General features: G+C 68.9%; 12 protein-coding genes. 5 read left to right on the top strand and 7 right to left on the bottom strand.

Going from position 1 to position 16,127, the window contains the following annotated elements; translation table 11 throughout:
* Window positions 1-442: 442 nt before the first annotated feature.
* Window positions 443-1,048 (bottom strand): dihydrofolate reductase family protein, encoded by a 606-nt coding sequence (locus tag V6V89_RS34565; RefSeq protein WP_334623784.1) that lies wholly within the window; start codon window positions 1,046-1,048, stop codon window positions 443-445.
* A gap of 178 nt (window positions 1,049-1,226) precedes the next feature.
* Here V6V89_RS34565 and V6V89_RS34560 point away from each other — a divergent pair, with 178 nt between their 5' ends.
* Both V6V89_RS34560 and V6V89_RS34555 read left to right on the top strand, forming a co-directional pair.
* Window positions 1,227-1,811 (top strand): TetR/AcrR family transcriptional regulator, encoded by a 585-nt coding sequence (locus V6V89_RS34560; protein ID WP_334623783.1) that lies wholly within the window; start codon window positions 1,227-1,229, stop codon window positions 1,809-1,811.
* An 88-nt stretch (window positions 1,812-1,899) separates the two neighbouring features.
* Complete coding sequence (locus V6V89_RS34555; RefSeq protein WP_334623782.1) at window positions 1,900-2,481, top strand: GNAT family N-acetyltransferase; 582 nt, start codon at window positions 1,900-1,902, stop codon at window positions 2,479-2,481.
* Between the two features lie 169 nt (window positions 2,482-2,650).
* Here the strand turns inward: V6V89_RS34555 and V6V89_RS34550 are convergent, their stop codons facing one another.
* Window positions 2,651-3,037, bottom strand: a complete 387-nt coding sequence (locus V6V89_RS34550) for a hypothetical protein (RefSeq protein WP_334623781.1) — start codon at window positions 3,035-3,037, stop codon at window positions 2,651-2,653.
* 121 nt (window positions 3,038-3,158) lie between these two features.
* Between V6V89_RS34550 and V6V89_RS34545 the strand changes: the two genes are divergently transcribed.
* Complete coding sequence (locus V6V89_RS34545) at window positions 3,159-3,536, top strand: hypothetical protein (protein WP_334623780.1); 378 nt, start codon at window positions 3,159-3,161, stop codon at window positions 3,534-3,536.
* Window positions 3,537-3,548: 12 nt separating this feature from the next.
* Here the strand turns inward: V6V89_RS34545 and fxsT are convergent, their stop codons facing one another.
* Window positions 3,549-6,275: an FxSxx-COOH system tetratricopeptide repeat protein gene (fxsT, locus tag V6V89_RS34540; RefSeq protein WP_334623778.1), complete on the bottom strand. Its 2,727-nt coding sequence runs from the start codon at window positions 6,273-6,275 to the stop codon at window positions 3,549-3,551.
* Window positions 6,276-6,551: 276 nt separating this feature from the next.
* Between fxsT and V6V89_RS34535 the strand changes: the two genes are divergently transcribed.
* Together V6V89_RS34535 and V6V89_RS34530 are read left to right on the top strand one after the other, a co-directional pair.
* Window positions 6,552-7,631: an NAD-dependent epimerase/dehydratase family protein gene (locus tag V6V89_RS34535; protein WP_334623777.1), complete on the top strand. Its 1,080-nt coding sequence runs from the start codon at window positions 6,552-6,554 to the stop codon at window positions 7,629-7,631.
* Window positions 7,628-9,010, top strand: a complete 1,383-nt coding sequence (locus V6V89_RS34530; protein ID WP_334623776.1) for an alpha,alpha-trehalose-phosphate synthase (UDP-forming) — start codon at window positions 7,628-7,630, stop codon at window positions 9,008-9,010. Before V6V89_RS34535 ends, V6V89_RS34530 begins: the two co-directional genes overlap by 4 nt.
* A 428-nt stretch (window positions 9,011-9,438) precedes the next feature.
* Here the strand turns inward: V6V89_RS34530 and V6V89_RS34525 are convergent, their stop codons facing one another.
* The 4 genes from V6V89_RS34525 to V6V89_RS34510 form a co-directional block, all read right to left on the bottom strand.
* Window positions 9,439-10,554, bottom strand: coding sequence for a peptidoglycan recognition protein family protein (locus V6V89_RS34525; protein WP_334623775.1), 1,116 nt, complete (start codon window positions 10,552-10,554; stop codon window positions 9,439-9,441).
* Window positions 10,555-10,841: 287 nt separating this feature from the next.
* A complete protein-coding gene (locus tag V6V89_RS34520) occupies window positions 10,842-11,003 on the bottom strand; it encodes a hypothetical protein (RefSeq protein ID WP_334623774.1) in 162 nt (53 codons plus the stop codon).
* Between the two features lie 189 nt (window positions 11,004-11,192).
* Window positions 11,193-14,969 (bottom strand): golvesin C-terminal-like domain-containing protein, encoded by a 3,777-nt coding sequence (locus V6V89_RS34515; RefSeq protein ID WP_334623772.1) that lies wholly within the window; start codon window positions 14,967-14,969, stop codon window positions 11,193-11,195.
* Between the two features lie 716 nt (window positions 14,970-15,685).
* Entirely contained in the window at window positions 15,686-15,904 is a 219-nt protein-coding gene (locus tag V6V89_RS34510) for a hypothetical protein (RefSeq protein ID WP_334623770.1), read from the bottom strand.
* Window positions 15,905-16,127: the final 223 nt, after the last annotated feature.

Genomic DNA, 16,127 nt, shown 5'->3' with positions numbered 1-16,127 from the left:
GGGCGCATGCCGTGCTTCCTCGCAGGCCTTCTATCAGCCGCTGGTGAACCGTAAACGGGGCATCCGGATCTGCCGCCGAGCGTGCGCGTCCGCCTGCAGTGGCGGGTAACGCGGCGTGACGCGCACGCAGGCTGCCCGCTGCGCACGCTCGTGGCCGAGATGAGGGCGCCGGCTAAGAAAACCGCGTGACGCGTTGTGCATCCGCTTCCGCCTGGGTTCGCCGCTCTGGTTTGCTGTCGGAGGGTCACCCGCGGTCGTTGTCGCGGGCGTATTGCCGACGGGGTGGGATGAGCCCGCGACCAGGGCGCGTAGCCCTTCTGGAAAGGATCCTGACCACGCCGGGGTTGGGCAGCGAGATTGCTGGGCCGAGTGGAGGCTGGGCGCCGACGGCGTGTTGGGCGTGCTGACACGCCGTCGGTGGACATGCGACCAGTGGCGCGGGTCAGCGGACGAACTGGTAGTACAGGTGCGTCACACCGTCGCCGGGTGTGATGCGGATGGGGGTGAGCTCCTTCCAATCAGGGCCGATGTGGTCCCACAGCCGGACTCCGGTGCCAAGCAGCACCGGGGCCTGGTGCAGATGCAGTTCGTCGAGCAGCCCGGCGGCGATGGCCTGCTGGACGATGCCGGCGCCACCCGACAGGAACACGTCGCGTCCCGCGGCGGCCTCGGTGGCTTGCTTGACGGCCGATTCCAACCCTTCGGTCACGAACGTGAAGCTGGTGCCGGTCCGGTGCAGCGGCTGGCGCGCCCGGTGGGTGACCACGAAGACGGGGGCGCGGAACGGTGGTTGCTCGCCCCAGGGTTCTTCGCCGAAGTTGAACATGGTGCGGCCCATGACGTAGGCGCCGGTGTTGGCGAATTCGTCGCCGACCAGTTCCGAGGAGATCGTGTCCTCACCGCCGTCCATGCCCTGGCGCTCCCGCCACGCGGCCAGCCCGAACACCCAGTTGTGCACGCGATTGTGCACCGCAAACCATTGCTCGGGGTCACTCGCGCCGACGTACCCGTCGACTGAGATCGACATCGCGGCAACGACCTTGCCCATGGAAGCCTCCGATCAGGATCTGGTTTCGGAGCCTTGCCGGCGTGAGGACGGAAATCCGCTGCTGTCGCGGCGTCCCGGCTCCGGCCTCCGGCATGTGTGCCGGAGACAGGCGACACGCTACGTGCCGTGTAGACCAGGTGTCAACACGACACGTGCCGTTTCCGATATAGTGGTAGTCGTGCCTGTGTCCCCGAACCCACACCGCAGAAGCGAGACGAGCCGCCGAGCCATCCTCGACGCGGCGCTACAGCTCTGCGCCGAGTCCGGTTACGGCCGACTCACCATCGAGGCCATCGCCGCCAGAGCTGGCGTCAGCAAGAAGACGATCTACCGATGGTGGCCGTCGAAGGGCACGGTAGTACTGGAGGCCATCGACGACGTGGCAACCATGGTGGCTGACTACCCAAACACCGGTGACCTTGCCGCAGACCTGCGCACCCAACTCACCGCCGTCATCCATCTGCTCACGCCTCCGGACCGCTCCGCGGTCGTCGGTTTGATCGCCGAAGCTCTCCAGGACACCGAGCTAGCCGGCGAGCTTCGGAAACGACTGATCGCACCCCGCATCGCCCAGTTCAAGGACCGCATGCGGCAAGCGCAGCTCAGCGGGCAACTCGCCGCCGACGCGAACCTCGACATCGCGGTGGATCTGCTCTACGGGCCTCTCTACCACCGGCTCGTCTACCACCTGGGCATGCCCGACCCCGGCGAACTCGACGCGCTGATCCAGCACACTCTGCGTGCGTTCGACGAGGCCCCCTAATCCGACGAAGCCTCGCCCGCAGAAGCGCTGAGCTACGTGGCAGGGCACCGGATGTCTGGTTGATCGGCCACCAATCACGGGAGGGACCATGACGCGTATGTCGCTGCCCACTCCTACGCTGCCCACCGCTCGCCTTCGGCTGCGTCCCTTCGACGACGCGGATGCGAACGCCCTCTTCGCGCTGCACAGCAACGCCTACGTGCTGCGCTACTGGGACGCGCCACCGTGGAGCGAACGCGGGCGCGCCGAGCGGTTCATCACGGCTTGCCGGCAGATGGCAGAGGAGGGCACCGGGGCGCGGTTGGCCGTGGATCGTGTCTCCGACGGGGCGTTCATCGGCTGGTGCGGCCTGAGCCGGTGGAATCCGGACTACCGCAGCGCATCGCTGGGCTACTGCTTCGACGAGGCAGCGTGGGGCCATGGCTACGCGACGGAGGCCGCGCGCGCCTTACTGCGGTGGGCATTCGACACGCTGGACCTGAATCGAGTCCAGGCCGAGACCGATACGCGCAACGTGGCATCTGCCCGAGTGCTGGAGAAGCTCGGGTTCGTGCGGGAAGGAACGTTGCGGGAAGACTGCGTCGTGAACGGCGAGGTCTCTGACTCGTGGGTCTACGGGCTGATCAGGCGGGAGTGGCGGCCGTCGTCCGAGCCGGTTCCCGCTCGCTGAGTCCGATCTCCCCCCGCACGACGTCGCCCGGCATCCGGGTGCTTCGCTGCGTCGAGGGGCCGGCACCGGGCATCTCTCATGCCGCCATGGAGCTCGCTACGGAACGTCACGGCTGGTTGGTTGGTTGCTTACTTACCGCAACTGCCGATGAGCGGACCGCCGGTCGGACTCACTCTTGGGGGCCGTCTCCCATTCGCGCCAAGCGCTCGCGACTCAGATACCGAACCGGCTTGCCGAGCGACTCCGCGTAGGCAATCTCCCGTCGGGTTGACTCACCTAAGTAGCCGCCCGGATCCACGATGTACACCTCGTCAGCCATGCGAATCTTTTGGAAGTGCACGCCGCCAAGCCGCCCCCTCAGGTCCGAGCTGTCGACTGTCCAGTCGTAGTCCGGCAGATCGGGGAGGCTGAACATTCCGAGGCTGATCACGACGCAACCTTCCATCGTGAGCCGCTGGTTGACCTCCGCGAACTCAGCCTCAAACTTGGTCGAGCCGCAGAGCGTGATGACCTTCGCCTCACCCTCGGCCGACTGCGGCGCCTGCTGGTCCTCCATGAGGTTCATGATCGGTGAACGGGCAGGACAAGTCCATCGCCGCCCCTGGACGATATTAAGGCCGGGTGTCTGTGATGTCTGTGACAGAATCGCCTATTGTCCGTCACGAAAGGTGGCCGCAGTGACTGATGTCGAGCTGATCATCGCCGCGCTCGTGGCAGGTGTCGCCACCGGCACGACCGACGTGGCGAAGGCCGCGCTCACCGATGCCTACGACACGCTGAAGCGTCAACTGCGGACCCGGCTCGCGGGGCGTCCGCGGGCACAGGCGGCCCTCGATGCACGGGAGACCGAGCCTGCCCACTGGCAGGTGGCACTTGGCGACGAGCTAACCGCCAGCGGGGCGGCCGACGACGCGGACGTGCTGGCCGCCGCGCGCCTGCTGTTGGAGCTCGCCGACCCGGACGGGGTACGGGCCGGGAAGTATACGGTCTACGCGTCCGGCGCCAAGGGCGTCCAGGTGGGTGACCACAACACGCAGACCAACACTTTCGACTGAGCTGGCGTCCGGTCATGCCGGACGGATCGCGGCGAGGTTGGCCGTCGCCATGGCGGTGAGCGGGTGGTCGACACCCCACCGCTCCTCGCCGTCGGACCGCGTCTGCAGAAGCAGCGCGACGGCATCGTCGCGGCGGTCCGCCCACGCGTAGCCTAGTGCGAGGTTGTTCAGGCAAGTCAGGGTGGCCGGATGCGCCGGGCCTAGGACTCTCCGGCAGCGATCGGAGTTCTGCTCCAGCGTCGCGATCGCGTCGTCGACCCGCCCGAGCGCCCGGTACGCGGACCCCAGGTTGGTCGCGGAGACCAGCGTGTCCGGGTGTTCGTCGCCGAGGAGCCGGCGCCGGTCGGCGAGCACGTCCTCGAACATCGCGGCCGCCTCGTCGATCCGCCCCGCCAACCGGTAGGCGCTGGCGAGGTTGTTGCGGGCGGTCAGCGTGTCGGGATGCGCGGCGTCCAACACCCTCCGGCGGTCCGCGAGGTTGCGCTCGAACATCGCGACGGCCTCGTCGATCCGGCCGATGGAGCGGTAGGCGTACGCGAGGTTGTTGCGGGCCGTGAGTGAGTACGGATGCTCCGCACCGAGGACCTGTGGGCACCGCTCGGCGTTCTGCTCGTAGAGTGCGAGGGCGTCGCCGAGCCGGCCCTTGGCGAGGTACGCGTTGGCGAGGTTGTTGCGGCAGGCGATCGTGTCCGGATGGTCAGGACCTGACACGCGCTCACGTTGGACGTGGTTGTCCTCCAAAACGGCCAGGGCCCGGTCCGCCTCGCCCGCCGACAGGTACACGCAGGCGAGGTTGCTGGCGGCCGCCAGCGTGTGCGGATGCTCGCTGCCGAGGACGTCCCGGCGTTCCGTGGCGGCCCTTTCGTACAGCGAGATCGCCTCCGCCAACCGGCCGATCGCCTCATACGCCCCCGCGAGGTTGCCCCGGGAGGTGAGCGTGTCGGGATGTTTCGGGCCTAGAATGCGCTCCCGGTCCCGCAGGTTCCGCTCGAACAGCGGGATCGCGTCAGCGACGCGCCCCATCGACCGGTACCCGTAGGCCAGGTTGTTCCGGGAGGTCAACGTATCCGGATGCTCCTCACCACGCAGCTGCTCGTTACGGTCGACGACCTGCTCGAACAGCGCCACGGACGCCGCCACCCGGCCGGCGGAACGGTAGGCGCTGGCGAGATTGTTGCGCACAACCAGTGTGGTCGGGTCGTCGTCGCCGAAGAGGCGCTCGCTGGTGTCGAGGGACTGCTCGTACAGCGGGATCGCGTCGCCGAGCCGTCCCAGCGACTCGTACGCCGTCGCGAGGTTGTTGCGCGACGCCACGACGTCCGGGTGGTCGGCTCCCAGGTGGGCCTCGTACCGGACCAGAGCGTCGGCGAGGTACGCCGTGCCCTGCACCAGCTGGCCCTGCACTTGGAGGTACGCCCCGGTCAGATCCAGGACGTACGGAAGGTCTGACGTGCGGTGCTCGGGCGGCAGGTGGGCGACGATCGCGTTGATGTGCGGAAGCAGCAGGTTCCACCGTGGCCATCCGGCGACGTCACGCCACACATCGCCGGGCAGTGCGTCGCGGATCAGCCGCAGCGCCTGCTCCACCACGGGCGGCTCGGCGGACCTCGGGGCGAGATCGGTTGTATCCGCCGTCCGCGTGATTGCCTGGACCAACCGGTGCACGCTGACGCTCCCGCTGGCGCGCGTCACCATGCTGTAGGAGGCGAGGAGCGCCAGAGCCTCGGACACGTCGAGCGGCTCATCGGCCAGCGGGACCAGCACGTCGTCCGGCAGCTCCTCCGGCGCCAGGTAGGCCAGCACGCGCAGCAGTCGTGCCGCCAGCGTCGAGCGGGCGGCGACCGCGTTCATGGTAACCGTCCACACCCGACGGACCGTGCGATCCTGGTTTCCGCCTTCGCCGGCGGCGTCGTACATTCGCGCCGGGTGCCTGGCCAGTAGGGCCCGATAGTCGGCAGGGGTCACCTGGTGCTGGGTGATGTACGCGGCGGCCTGCTCCAGCGCCAACGGCAGATCGCCCAGATCGGCGGCGAGCAGCTGGAAGGCGGCCTCGTCGGTACGGCGCGTCAGGCGCGTGAGGAGCTGGACGCTCGCGGCGCGGTCCAGCACGCCGAGGTGAAGCGTCGCCAGGCTCAGCCTCGCCCAGCGCGCGTCGCCGAGGTCCCGGCGGGTGGTGACCAGGATGTGACCCCGGCCGTGCAACGCGCCAAACAGGTCGCCGACGTCGGCTGGGTCTTCGACGTTGTCGAGGACCAGAAGCCAGCCCGGGTGGCTCTGCAGCCAGCCGATCGCCCAGGTCGTGGCCTGGGCGAGGTTCGGCATCGGATGCAGCCTCGTCGTCAGGTCGGCGAGGCCGAGCGTGACCCGCTCCGGGGTGTCCGCCGTGATCCACCAGACGAAGGTGTACCGGTGCGCGTAGCGGCGCGCGTAGTGGATGGCCAGCTCGGTCTTGCCGATGCCGCCGAGGCCGTGCACGACCTGACCGATCGCGCCGTGCCCCCGGCTGAGCAGCTGATCGAGGGCCTCCAGGTCGCGGCCGACGAAAACGGCCGCGGGTGCGGGAAGGTTGTGCGTGCCGGCCGGCGGGACCACGGCGTCCGGCGGCGGCACCAGCGACCGGTCCGGTGCGAACACATTGGTCTGTGTGTTGTGGTCACCGATCTGGACCCCGTACGACCCGACGATCCTTACCGAGCGCTCGCTCCTCGGCTCGTCCACCGGTCCGGTGCTCCCGGACATACGAATCACCGCCCGTGTCAGAAGCGCTGGGCACGCGCCCCAAGCATCTCGCGTTTCCCGGCCCTGGGTCGACCCCTCATACGGTCAGATCCTCTGATCGACAATTCCTGGGCGCCTGTCCAAAGGGTACGCAGATGTCGAATATTCGATGGGAATCAATTGACGTCGGCAACTGGCAGGACGCATCATTAGCCGGGGTTATCCCATCGAGTGCGATCCGGCGGGCGGGCCGAACCCGCACGGTCGCGCGGTCCCGCCGAAGCAGGAGGTGGCCACGTGGCGGCGACGTTGATAACGGGCGGCTGCGGCTTCGTAGGGCGAAATCTCGTCAAGGACCTATTGGCCGACGGCGCGGGGATTATCTGCATCATCGACGACCTTTCGGCCGGTGCCAACCCGGTGACGTGGCTCGATGCCGGATTGGTCGACCGCCCCGAGGACACCGTCGGGAAATACGAGACGGACGCGGGGGCGGAGATTTGGATTCTCCGCACCGACGTACGTGTTGGCCTGCGAAAACTGCCCGGAGCGCACTGGGCTCGACACTGGGGCCCGTTCGACGACGTCTACCATCTGGCCGCTCGTGTGGGCGGAAGGCTAACGATGGACAGACGGCCACTGTTCATCGCGGAAAATCTCGCCATCGACGCCGCATTCTTCTCCTGGGTCGCCGAGCACACCGATTCCATCGGCCGCGTGCTCTACATGAGCTCCAGCGCGACCTATCCCGTCGAAATGCAGCGTTTTGGAGGCAACGCGGCGCTCCACGAGGCACTTGTCGACCAGCATTCGGGCATGGGTACGGACGGCGTGTACGGCTGGTCCAAGCTCACCGGCGAGTTCCTGGCCCGCAACGTCTCCGCCAAGGCGGGCATCCACGTGGCGTGCGTGCGCCCATTCAGCGGCTACGGTCCCGGCCAGGCGCGGTCGTATCCGGTGACGGCGATCGCTGAACGGGCGATCGCGCGAGTGGATCCGCTCCCGGTCTGGGGGCCGGGCGTCCAGCAGCGGGACTTCCTGTTCGTCTCCGACCTCGTGGCGGGAGCGCGGCGCGCACTGGACCGGATCTCCGGAGGCACCGCCGTCAATCTCGGCACCGGGATCGGCACCACCTTCCGCGAGGTGGCCGAGAGCCTGGCCCGCTGCGTCGGCTACTCGCCGACGGTGGTGTCCGATCCGGCCAAGCCGGTCGGGGCGGAGGTCCGGGTCGCGGACACGGAGCTGATGGCCGCGTTGCTCGACTGGCGACCCAGCGTCAGCCTGGACACCGGACTGGCGCACGTCGTGGCCGAGCTCCGCAGCGGCCCGTCCGACGGCTCGCCGGCGACCGTTTCGACCGTCGAGGATCCCGCTTGATAGTCGTCTCGTACCGCGGTCCGGTCACCAGCGCTGGCGACGGCGACACCACCGTGATCAGGCGGGCGACGGGCGGGCTCGTTAACACGCTCGCCCCCGCGCTGGCGAGTCGGGACACCAGTTGGCTTTTCACCACCGGACATCCGGGCTGGAGCGCAGAGGTCCGGCGGCGCGCGGATGAGATGTTCGGCGGGTCGGGACGTCTCCACCCCGTCGCCGTCGATCCGGAGACCGCGCACCTGCACTACGACCTGTTCGCCAACTCGCTGCTCTGGCCGCTGTTCCACAACGGTTTCGACCGTAGCCACGCGCCGTCGTACGACCGGCTGTTCCACCGGGCGTGGCGCGGATACCAGGAGGTCAACCGTCTCGTCGCCGCCGAGGTCGCTGTGCTGGCCCGCCCCGGGGAGGCGGTCGTCGTACACGACTACCAGCTCATGCTCGTCCCCGGCATGCTGAAGCGGCAACGACCGGACCTCGCCTTGGCGTACTTCCACCACATCCCGTTCGTCTACCCGGACAGCCTCGGCACGCTCGCGCGGCCGGTCGCCGGGCAGGTGCTCTCCTCATTGAACGCGGTGCCCGCGGGCTTCCAGTCGACCCGCTGGCAGCGCGCGTTCGAGCAGTGCTGTCGCGACTATCTCGAAACTCGCGACTCGTTCTCGTTCGTGGCGCCAGTCGGGCCCGACATACACCACCTGGACACCCGGGCCGGCACGGCGGACGTGGCGCGACACCGTTCGGCGCTCCGGCGGGTCAGCGGCGGGCGCCGGTTGGTGGGGAGGGTCGACCGGGCCGACCCGATGAAGAACGTCGAGCGTGGGCTCCGCGCCGCCGATCTGCTCCTGACGGAGTCGTCGGACCTGGCGAGAAACACGGTGTTTGTCCACCACCTGGTGCCGACCCGGGAGTCCGTCCCCGGCTACCGGGAGCACGCCGACACGCTCGACCGGCTCGCCCGCGACATCAACGCGCGGCATACCGTTGACGGGCGTCCCCCGGTGATCGTCTATCGGGAGGATGACTACGATCGGGCGATCGCGCTGCTCGCGGAGTACGACGTGCTGCTGGTGAACCCGGTGCGCGAGGGGATGAACCTCGTCGCACAGGAAGGGCCTCTACTGAACACGAGGTCGGGAGTGGTAGTCGTGTCCGAGGAGTGTGGATCGTCCGAACTGCTCGCGGATGCCGCGCTGGGCGTGCACCCGCTTGACGTCGCCCAGACCGCAGAGGCGCTCCGATACGCGATCGAGATGGGCCCGGACGAGCGCGCGGAGCGGGGCCGACGGCTGGAGGCCGCGGTACGGCACCACTGCGCGACGCCGTGGCACGACTCGGTGGTCGACCTGGCCCGGCTCCTGCGAACCGGCGCGGCCTAGTAGTGCTTCGTCATGATCCGCATCGGCGGCGTTGCGCCGCCACAGCGGCGGCCGCGGCTGGGCTGACGGTGATGGCGGTGGCGCTCAGCCCACCCGCCGCGCGAGCACTCGACTGCACATCCTTGTCGCAGCGGCTAAGGACGGATACGGCTGGAAGGCCCGCGGCCTCGCTGGCCGAACCGGGCTTCGACAGGGACATGTGGATCGGCAACGCCTGCCTCACCGGCTTCGGCCGCCGCCTGGTGGTGTATGCGCTGCGCCGTTCACCAACAAGCCCGATTTCTTCGACCGGGGCGGCTTCACCGCGGTGGTCGACCTGCACACCGGTGTGGTGAAGAAGCCGACGGTGCAGAGCTCGCTGGCCTATTTCAACCCGGCTGCGGCACGGGGGAGAGGGCGGTGCTCAGCGGAGAAGGCTATCGCGAGGGTCAGCCCCTGGCGCTCACGGGCAGGCGTCGCACCAGCGCGTCGACGTCGGCGCGGATCCTGGGCAGCAGGGCGTACAGGTGGTCGCCCGGGCACAGCGTGGCACCGGCCGCGGGGTTGGCGGTGTGCCAGTCCTGGTGGCCGGCGATCGTGGCGATGGTCGCCGACGCGCCGGACACCGGGTTCACGTAGCGCGTGGTGCCCAGCGGGTTGAGCCGGGTCGTCGCCGCCAGGAGCGCCAGCACGTGGGTCAGCGACCGCATCGACGCCGCCGAGGGCGGGCCCAGCATGTAGTTGCCGAGCACGCAGATACCGATGTTGCCGGCGTTGAAGCCGCCGACGTGACTGCCGTTCACCATCATCGGGAGCCCATTGGTGCTGAGCGTCGGCCCGAACACCGGAATCGAGTCGGGGTCGGAGTACGTGCCCTCGTACACCCGGCCGTGCTCGTCGATGATCAACTGGTAGCCGATGTCGCCCCAGTCGTTGACGACCGCCTGGTTGTAGTAGATGCCGCGGATGTGGGGGATCGGGTCCGGGGGCGGGTTAGCCTCTCCGCTGTGGTGCACGGTGAGGGTCTGCACCGGGTAGAACGCGGGCGGGGTGTCCAGCGTGCCGTCCGGGTTGAGGCGGTACGACTCGTCGGCTCCCCAGGCCGCCCGGCTCAGGTAGCGGGGGCGGAACTGGGCGGGCGCCGTGAAGGGCAGGGGAGCTTCCGGGGCGGCGGTCGCCCGGGCCGGGCCGTCCACGGTGTTTACTTCGGTTACCCGCACCGCATTGCCGCGTACCTCGTAGCTGAGCGCGCCGGAGGCGGGGATCAGGGTACGGCGCCGCACTGCGGTGCCGTCCGGGCCGCACGGGCAGTCGGTCACCGGCTGCCAGGGCTGCAGGCCGTCCGCGGTCCGGATCCGTACCGACTCGGCTCCCGCGACCGACAGGTGGGTGAGCGGGAGCATCGGCGAGACCGCGACGCCGGCCGGGACTGTGCCCCGGGCGGCGGACATGGTTCGGGGCACGGTTGGGCTGGTGGCGGCTGCCGGGCCGGCAGCCGCCACCACCAGTGGCGTAGTGACGGCGAGCCCGGTGGCGCCGCGCAACAAGGATCGACGAGAGACCATGAGTGGTGAACCTACCAAAGCTGCCCAAAGTGACAAGAGTTCCTTGGCCGTGCGGATGTCCTGCTGTCAGCTCAGCCGAGCCTTCCGGTCCGCGGCGGAGGGCTGCCGCGATGTCCGCCGTGGCCGAGACCGTTGCTCCCGCGGCCTCACCGTCCGCGATGCACGGTCAACCCCCGCGGGTTGGTCGTGGGGATATGGAGGGTGAGGCCGCGGGAGCTACGGTCGGGATCGCGACGGACGTCGCGGTAGCTCGATGTCTATGAATCTCGCAGAGTTGGTGCTGGCGGTCAGCCGACCAGGACCCGGTTGTCCAGGATGATCCCGTTGACCAGGTGGGCGGCCGTGAAGCCGCCGGCGCCGAGGCCGTACCAGGCGTAGACGAAGCCCGCGATGTCCCGCGCGACCAGGTCGCCGTTGTCGTCCCCGTTGATGTCCTCCAGTCCGACCATCCGGTATTTGTACGGCTCCCAGCCACAGCCGATCTCGTCCGACCGCCCGCGCCGGGGTCGGCGCCGCCGCGAGCAGCAGCGCGGTCACCGCCACCAGCAGGCGGCCGGCGAGCCCTTGCCAGGTCCTTGTCTTTCTCATGTCCGGGGGAGCCGGCGGACGGGGAAACGGCTTTCATGGTTCCACTCCTTTCAGGGGGTCGGGAGGATGACCTGGCTGTGCACGAGGTAGTGGTCGGAGCAGGGGATGTCATCGCAAGTGCCGACGTCGCGGTTGACGACGACCCGGCCGATCGGGACGTACAGGTGCCAGCGGCTGGCGAAGACGTAGTCGAGCTTGCGGTCGCTGTAGGTCGCTTGGCCGCCTTGGAAGAGTTCGCAGGTGGGGAGGGAGATGCAGACCCGTTCCTGTTCGACTTCCCAGAAGTCGCCGGTGCCCAGCGGTGCGCCGTAGAGCGGTCCGAGGCCGGCGTCGGTCGGTGGTGTGGGTATGTTCGTGTCGCCGGCGATGACCAGTGGCATCTGGCGTGCCTCCGGCCCGAAGACGCGGGCGAGCTCGCGAGCTTGCACCGCGGCCTCCTGGTTGGCCGGGTAGCCCTTCTCCAGGTGGGTCGCGCAGAATTTGGTGTCCCGGTCGGCGCCGGGCAGACGCCCCGTCACGCACGCGACCGACCGTTTCGTGATCTCGGGGATCGGGAGCCCGTCCTCGGCGAGCTTGTTGTCGAGGCCGAAGATGAACTTTTGTGTGCGGGTGACGGTGCCTCGGATGAGGACGACATTGCCGACGTTGAGCAGTGCCGTCGGGTCTCCGGGCGCGCACCAGAGGTTGCCGGCCTCGGCGGGAGCGAAGGTGCCGGCCATCTGGTAGCCGACGTCGGTGAGCCGGTCGAGGAGGTAGTTGTACTGGTTCTGGCAGACCTCGTTGAGCGTGAGGACCTCCGGCTGCCGGTCGAGTACCTCGGTCACCAGCCGGTCGATTACGGTCGTGTCGCCGAAGTGGTCGGCGGCGCCGGCGACGTTCCAGTCGAGCATCTTCACGGTCTTCATGCTGGCTGCGGGGACCAGCGCGACCGCGTCCCAGGCGACGCGCTCCGCGCCGTTGCCGTCGAGGGTGACCGTGCTGAGGCTGACCTCGGGAACGTTGTTGAACATGTACGTGCCGATCGGGATCCACCGGTTACCGTCACCTTGCTGGCGCACGACGCTTTGCCGTATCCCGAACTGGGTCTTGATGTGGTAGCGGGCCTGGGTGGTGCCGTTGTGCAGTTGTGGCAGGTGGACATAGATCTTGGCAAGGCCGCTGAACGTCTGGTCGAACGTCCATCGCCCGGTCGCCTCGAGTGCGGTCGACGTGCGGGCGTTGGACATCCAGAAGTGGCCGCCGAAGCCCATCCCCAACTGGTGTGTGTCGATCTTGCCAGGTCGCTGTCCAGCCGCGTTCTCGGTGAAGTGGAACCCGAAGCTGCCCGCGTTCGCGGTGCGGGGACAGTTCGGGCGCACCGACGGGATCCAGGACGCCAGGTTGTCGACCACCCGCGCGCCGGCCGGCAGGCCGGAGAGATCACAGCGGGGCGGGTAGGCCGTGCCGTCCTCCTGGTAGGCGTAGCCAGGGTCGAACCGCAGCAGTTCGTTGCCGCAGGTGGGGGTCCGTGCCGGGTCGGTGGTCACGCAGTCCGGTTTCCAGCCCGCCGGCCGGTGGTACCAGCACTTGAGGTCGATGCGTCCGGCCGCGTTGCGGTGGGCGCATGGCCCGGCTGGCTCGCCGATCACCTTCGGGTCGTCTGGCAGCCAGGTCGCCCCGAAGTCGCAGTTGTTGCTGAAGTCGCAGAACATGTCGTGCGGCGGGATGACGTGGTGGCGGTTGCGCGGCGCGGTGACCGAGTCGCCGTTCCACCACGCGGCGCGGTAGCCGGCGACGAGCGTGTCCGGCGCCTCCAGCACCTCGACCGGGTGCGCGGCCCAGCCCATCACCTTCTCCGGATAGGGCCAGTCCTGCGGGTGCGCGGCGTCGGCATAGTCGACGCGGTACTCGTCGGTCTCCAGGAACGAGCCGCGGTTGGCCGGATACTTCGGGTTGGCCGGGTTGTTGGCCCAGCCGACACCCCAGGCGCCGTCGTTGGCAGCGGCCTCCGCCTGCGGATAGAAACCCGAGTTGTACGCCCAGACGGCGAAGTACCAGTTCTCGATCTTCGAGGACAGGCCGTTGTTGATGTACAGGCCGGCCTGGCGGGTCTGGTTCCACTTCTTCTGCAGGATCTGCAGCCCGGCCGCGACATTGGCGGCGAAGTCCAGCGCGATCGCTCGCTGCTCCTCGTACGGCCGCGCCGTGTCGTTCTCGTCCTTCTCCCGGCCGAGCAGGCGCATGCCGTCGGTCACCTGCGTGACGCCGTAGCCGCAGTCGGCGTGGTCGAAGCGGATCGTCCAGTCGTCGGTCTCGGTGCCGTTGTAGATGTTGACGCCGTAGTAGTTGCCGATCAGCGGGTTCGCGGTCACGCCGGGCACCGCGAAACGGGCTGCCTGCCACAGGTTGGATTCCTGCGCCGCGATGCCCAGCATGATCTGCGCTGGGACATCGCCGCCGCCGTTCAGCGGGACCGGCGGGAACATCGTCTGCGGCGTGTAGGCCGACATGCCGAGGTTCTTCCAGTTCGCCGGCCGGGCCACGTTCAGCACGCCGCGCACGGCCTGGTCTACCGCCCACTCCACCTGCCGGGGCTTGGGCTGCATCGCCTGATTGCGCGGGTCGTTGCGGGGCACCGAGCAGTAGCGGTCGGCCATGTCCGCAGGATCGGCCGGGTCGGACGCTATCGCCCGCGGCCCGGCGCTGCCATCGCCTGCGGGCTGCAACGCGGGACTCAGCTCCCGCCCGTTCACCGCGCCCGTGCCGACCTCGGCGAAGGTCAACTCGGCACCGGTGGTCAACGACCGCGCGTCGATCCGTACGTCCGGCGCCGTGCGGGCGACCGGCACCCGCGGGTCGGCCGCGCCGGTCCGCAGCACCGACGTGACCACGAGCGCACCCTCGGTGGAGACCCGGCTGCCGGCCGGCACGTCGAGCGTGCGGACGCTCGGCGCGTCCTCGATGCCGGCGTCCCGGCCGGTGCCTGTGACGTAGACGCGCCCGCCACGGCCGGACGTCACGTCCAGGCCGGTCAGCGGGCCGCGCGCCACCGTGGACGCCGTGCCGCCCAACGTGACCCGGCGGGCGAGCGCGCCGTCGCGGGTGCGTTCCAGGTACACAACGCCGCCGTCGGCGTCCGCGGTTAGGCGGAACGGCACCGACGCCGCCGGCGCTAGCACCCGGCGCACGCCCTCGCCGTCCACCCGTACCACCGCGCCCCGGTCGGCGGCCACGATGCCCTTCACGGTCGGCACCGGCGAGGTGAGCTGGCCCGGGACGGTGATCGGCGCCCGCATCGCGCCGGTACGCCCGTCCACCGTCAACAGCCGGGTCTTGGTGCCGCCCGCCTCGGTGGCCTGGGTGAGCACAGCGTCCTCGCCTGCGCCGCAGCCCGGGTTGAAGTAGGCGAGGCTGGTGCGGACCGTCAGCTTGCGCACCGCGCCGGTGCCCAGGTCCACGACCGCGGTGAAGCCGCCCCGGTCGAACAGCGCCTCGTTGTTGGTGAACGTGCGCGGCGCGTAGACCACGACGGCCCGGTCGCCGGACCCGGTCACGCATGCGTTGCCGATCCACTGGTCCGCCTCGATGCCCGGCTCGCTCAGCGTCGCCGCGGTGCGCCACCGGTAGCCGTCGGACGCGTCGGCGGTCAGCAGATGGAAGCCGTCCTGGTCACCAGCCGTGATCCAGGACTGGTCGGCCGAACGCGCCCAGCCCTCACCGAGCGCGACGGCCCGGCGATCCGCCGGAACCACCGCTTCATAGACGTGCTCCACCGGCGCGGCAACGGCCGCCACCGGCACCGAGATCGGGACAAGGGCACCGACCAACACCGCTCTCAGTATCGACATGGGCCCTCCCGCTGACGCGTGTCTGGACGGACCCCATGGTCGGGAGGCAGCGGCTGCCGCGACTACACCTTTAACCCGAGGCTGAAAGGTACGGGCGCGTACGTTACCCAGCAGATTGGCCAGTACCTGCCGGAGCGCGCCCGTCAACCAGCAACGGCCACAGACCCGACCGGGCGTGCTCGGCACGTATCCGCGACCACAGACCCGGCAACGCCGGTCCGTCGCCTACCCACAACGCGGGCTGGTCGCCGTCGCCGGATTTCGGGTAGCACGGTCCGTCCTGGCGGCAACGACACCGACAAAGGTGCGATCGCCGGCATCCGCATCCGGGAAAAGTTCGTGCAACTCATCTGGCAAGCCGGGGCTCAGGGCCACGCCGGACAGTAAACCATCGACGACACCAACCGCTACCAGCCCGGCCGGCGGCGACTCGCGCTCGTCCCTTCCGTGCAAGGCTGTGGCTTCGCGGGTCCCGGTTTGCGTACCGGTAGGCCGCTGGGCAGGTGCCGTGTTCAGTCGCTTCCCAAACCGGCCCCGGCTCGAACCCGTCCCAGCAACGAGGTTCTGCCGTCCCTTCGCGCCAGAACCTCGACCGCCAAGCCCCATCCCCCGGCGACATGCATCAACATCAGCGACGCCGAGTGCCAGGTGGGTTTGACATCGACTTCCACACGGGCGAGGACCCGGTGCTGTCCACTGCTTCCCATGTCGCTGTTCTAGTCGTTCATGTCGGCACGGTCGACGAGGGCGATGGTGACGTCACCCTTGACATCCGGGTGAAGGCTCAGCGAGTCGACGAGTTGCCGTACGAAACCGCCTTCGATGTTCCCACTTGGCGACTCCAAATCGGTGACGCTGACGGGAGCGAAGAGGCCGCACTCCGGCCGGGGAGCTGGTTGCTTCAGTTCGACGTAGACGACCCAGCGGAACCTCACCTCGTCAAGATCGTGATGTCACCGCTCTGACCACGCTGCGGCAGATCAGAGTGCACTGATCTGCCGAGTTGAGTGCGTTCAATCTATTGATTGCTTACTATCGTTGAGGCGCTCCGAGATCACGGGGCACCAGCGAGAACAGGATGAGATCAACCCGACTAGCGTGGATCAAACCGGCATTTCGCAGGATACCTTCCCGATGCAGTCCCGCGCGCATAGCCAC

The sequence above is a fragment of the Micromonospora sp. CPCC 206061 genome, assembly GCF_036906915.1.
In the GTDB taxonomy this organism is placed as follows: Bacteria; Actinomycetota; Actinomycetes; order Mycobacteriales; family Micromonosporaceae; genus Phytohabitans.
The sequence above is the reverse complement of the archived record's forward strand: the minus strand, read 5'-3'. Positions and strand labels throughout refer to the sequence as shown.

Excerpts from the sequence above, each read along its gene's own strand:
- V6V89_RS34565 (WP_334623784.1), bottom strand. The coding sequence starts at position 1,048 with ATGGGCAAGGTCGTTGCCGCGATGTCGATCTCAGTCGACGGGTACGTC.
- V6V89_RS34520 (WP_334623774.1), bottom strand. The coding sequence starts at position 11,003 with ATGGTCGGACTGGAGGACATCAACGGGGACGACAACGGCGACCTGGTC.
- V6V89_RS34550 (WP_334623781.1), bottom strand. The coding sequence starts at position 3,037 with ATGGAGGACCAGCAGGCGCCGCAGTCGGCCGAGGGTGAGGCGAAGGTC.
- V6V89_RS34555 (WP_334623782.1), top strand. The coding sequence starts at position 1,900 with ATGACGCGTATGTCGCTGCCCACTCCTACGCTGCCCACCGCTCGCCTT.
- fxsT (WP_334623778.1), bottom strand. The coding sequence starts at position 6,275 with ATGTCCGGGAGCACCGGACCGGTGGACGAGCCGAGGAGCGAGCGCTCG.
- V6V89_RS34515 (WP_334623772.1), bottom strand. The coding sequence starts at position 14,969 with ATGTCGATACTGAGAGCGGTGTTGGTCGGTGCCCTTGTCCCGATCTCG.
- V6V89_RS34525 (WP_334623775.1), bottom strand. The coding sequence starts at position 10,554 with ATGGTCTCTCGTCGATCCTTGTTGCGCGGCGCCACCGGGCTCGCCGTC.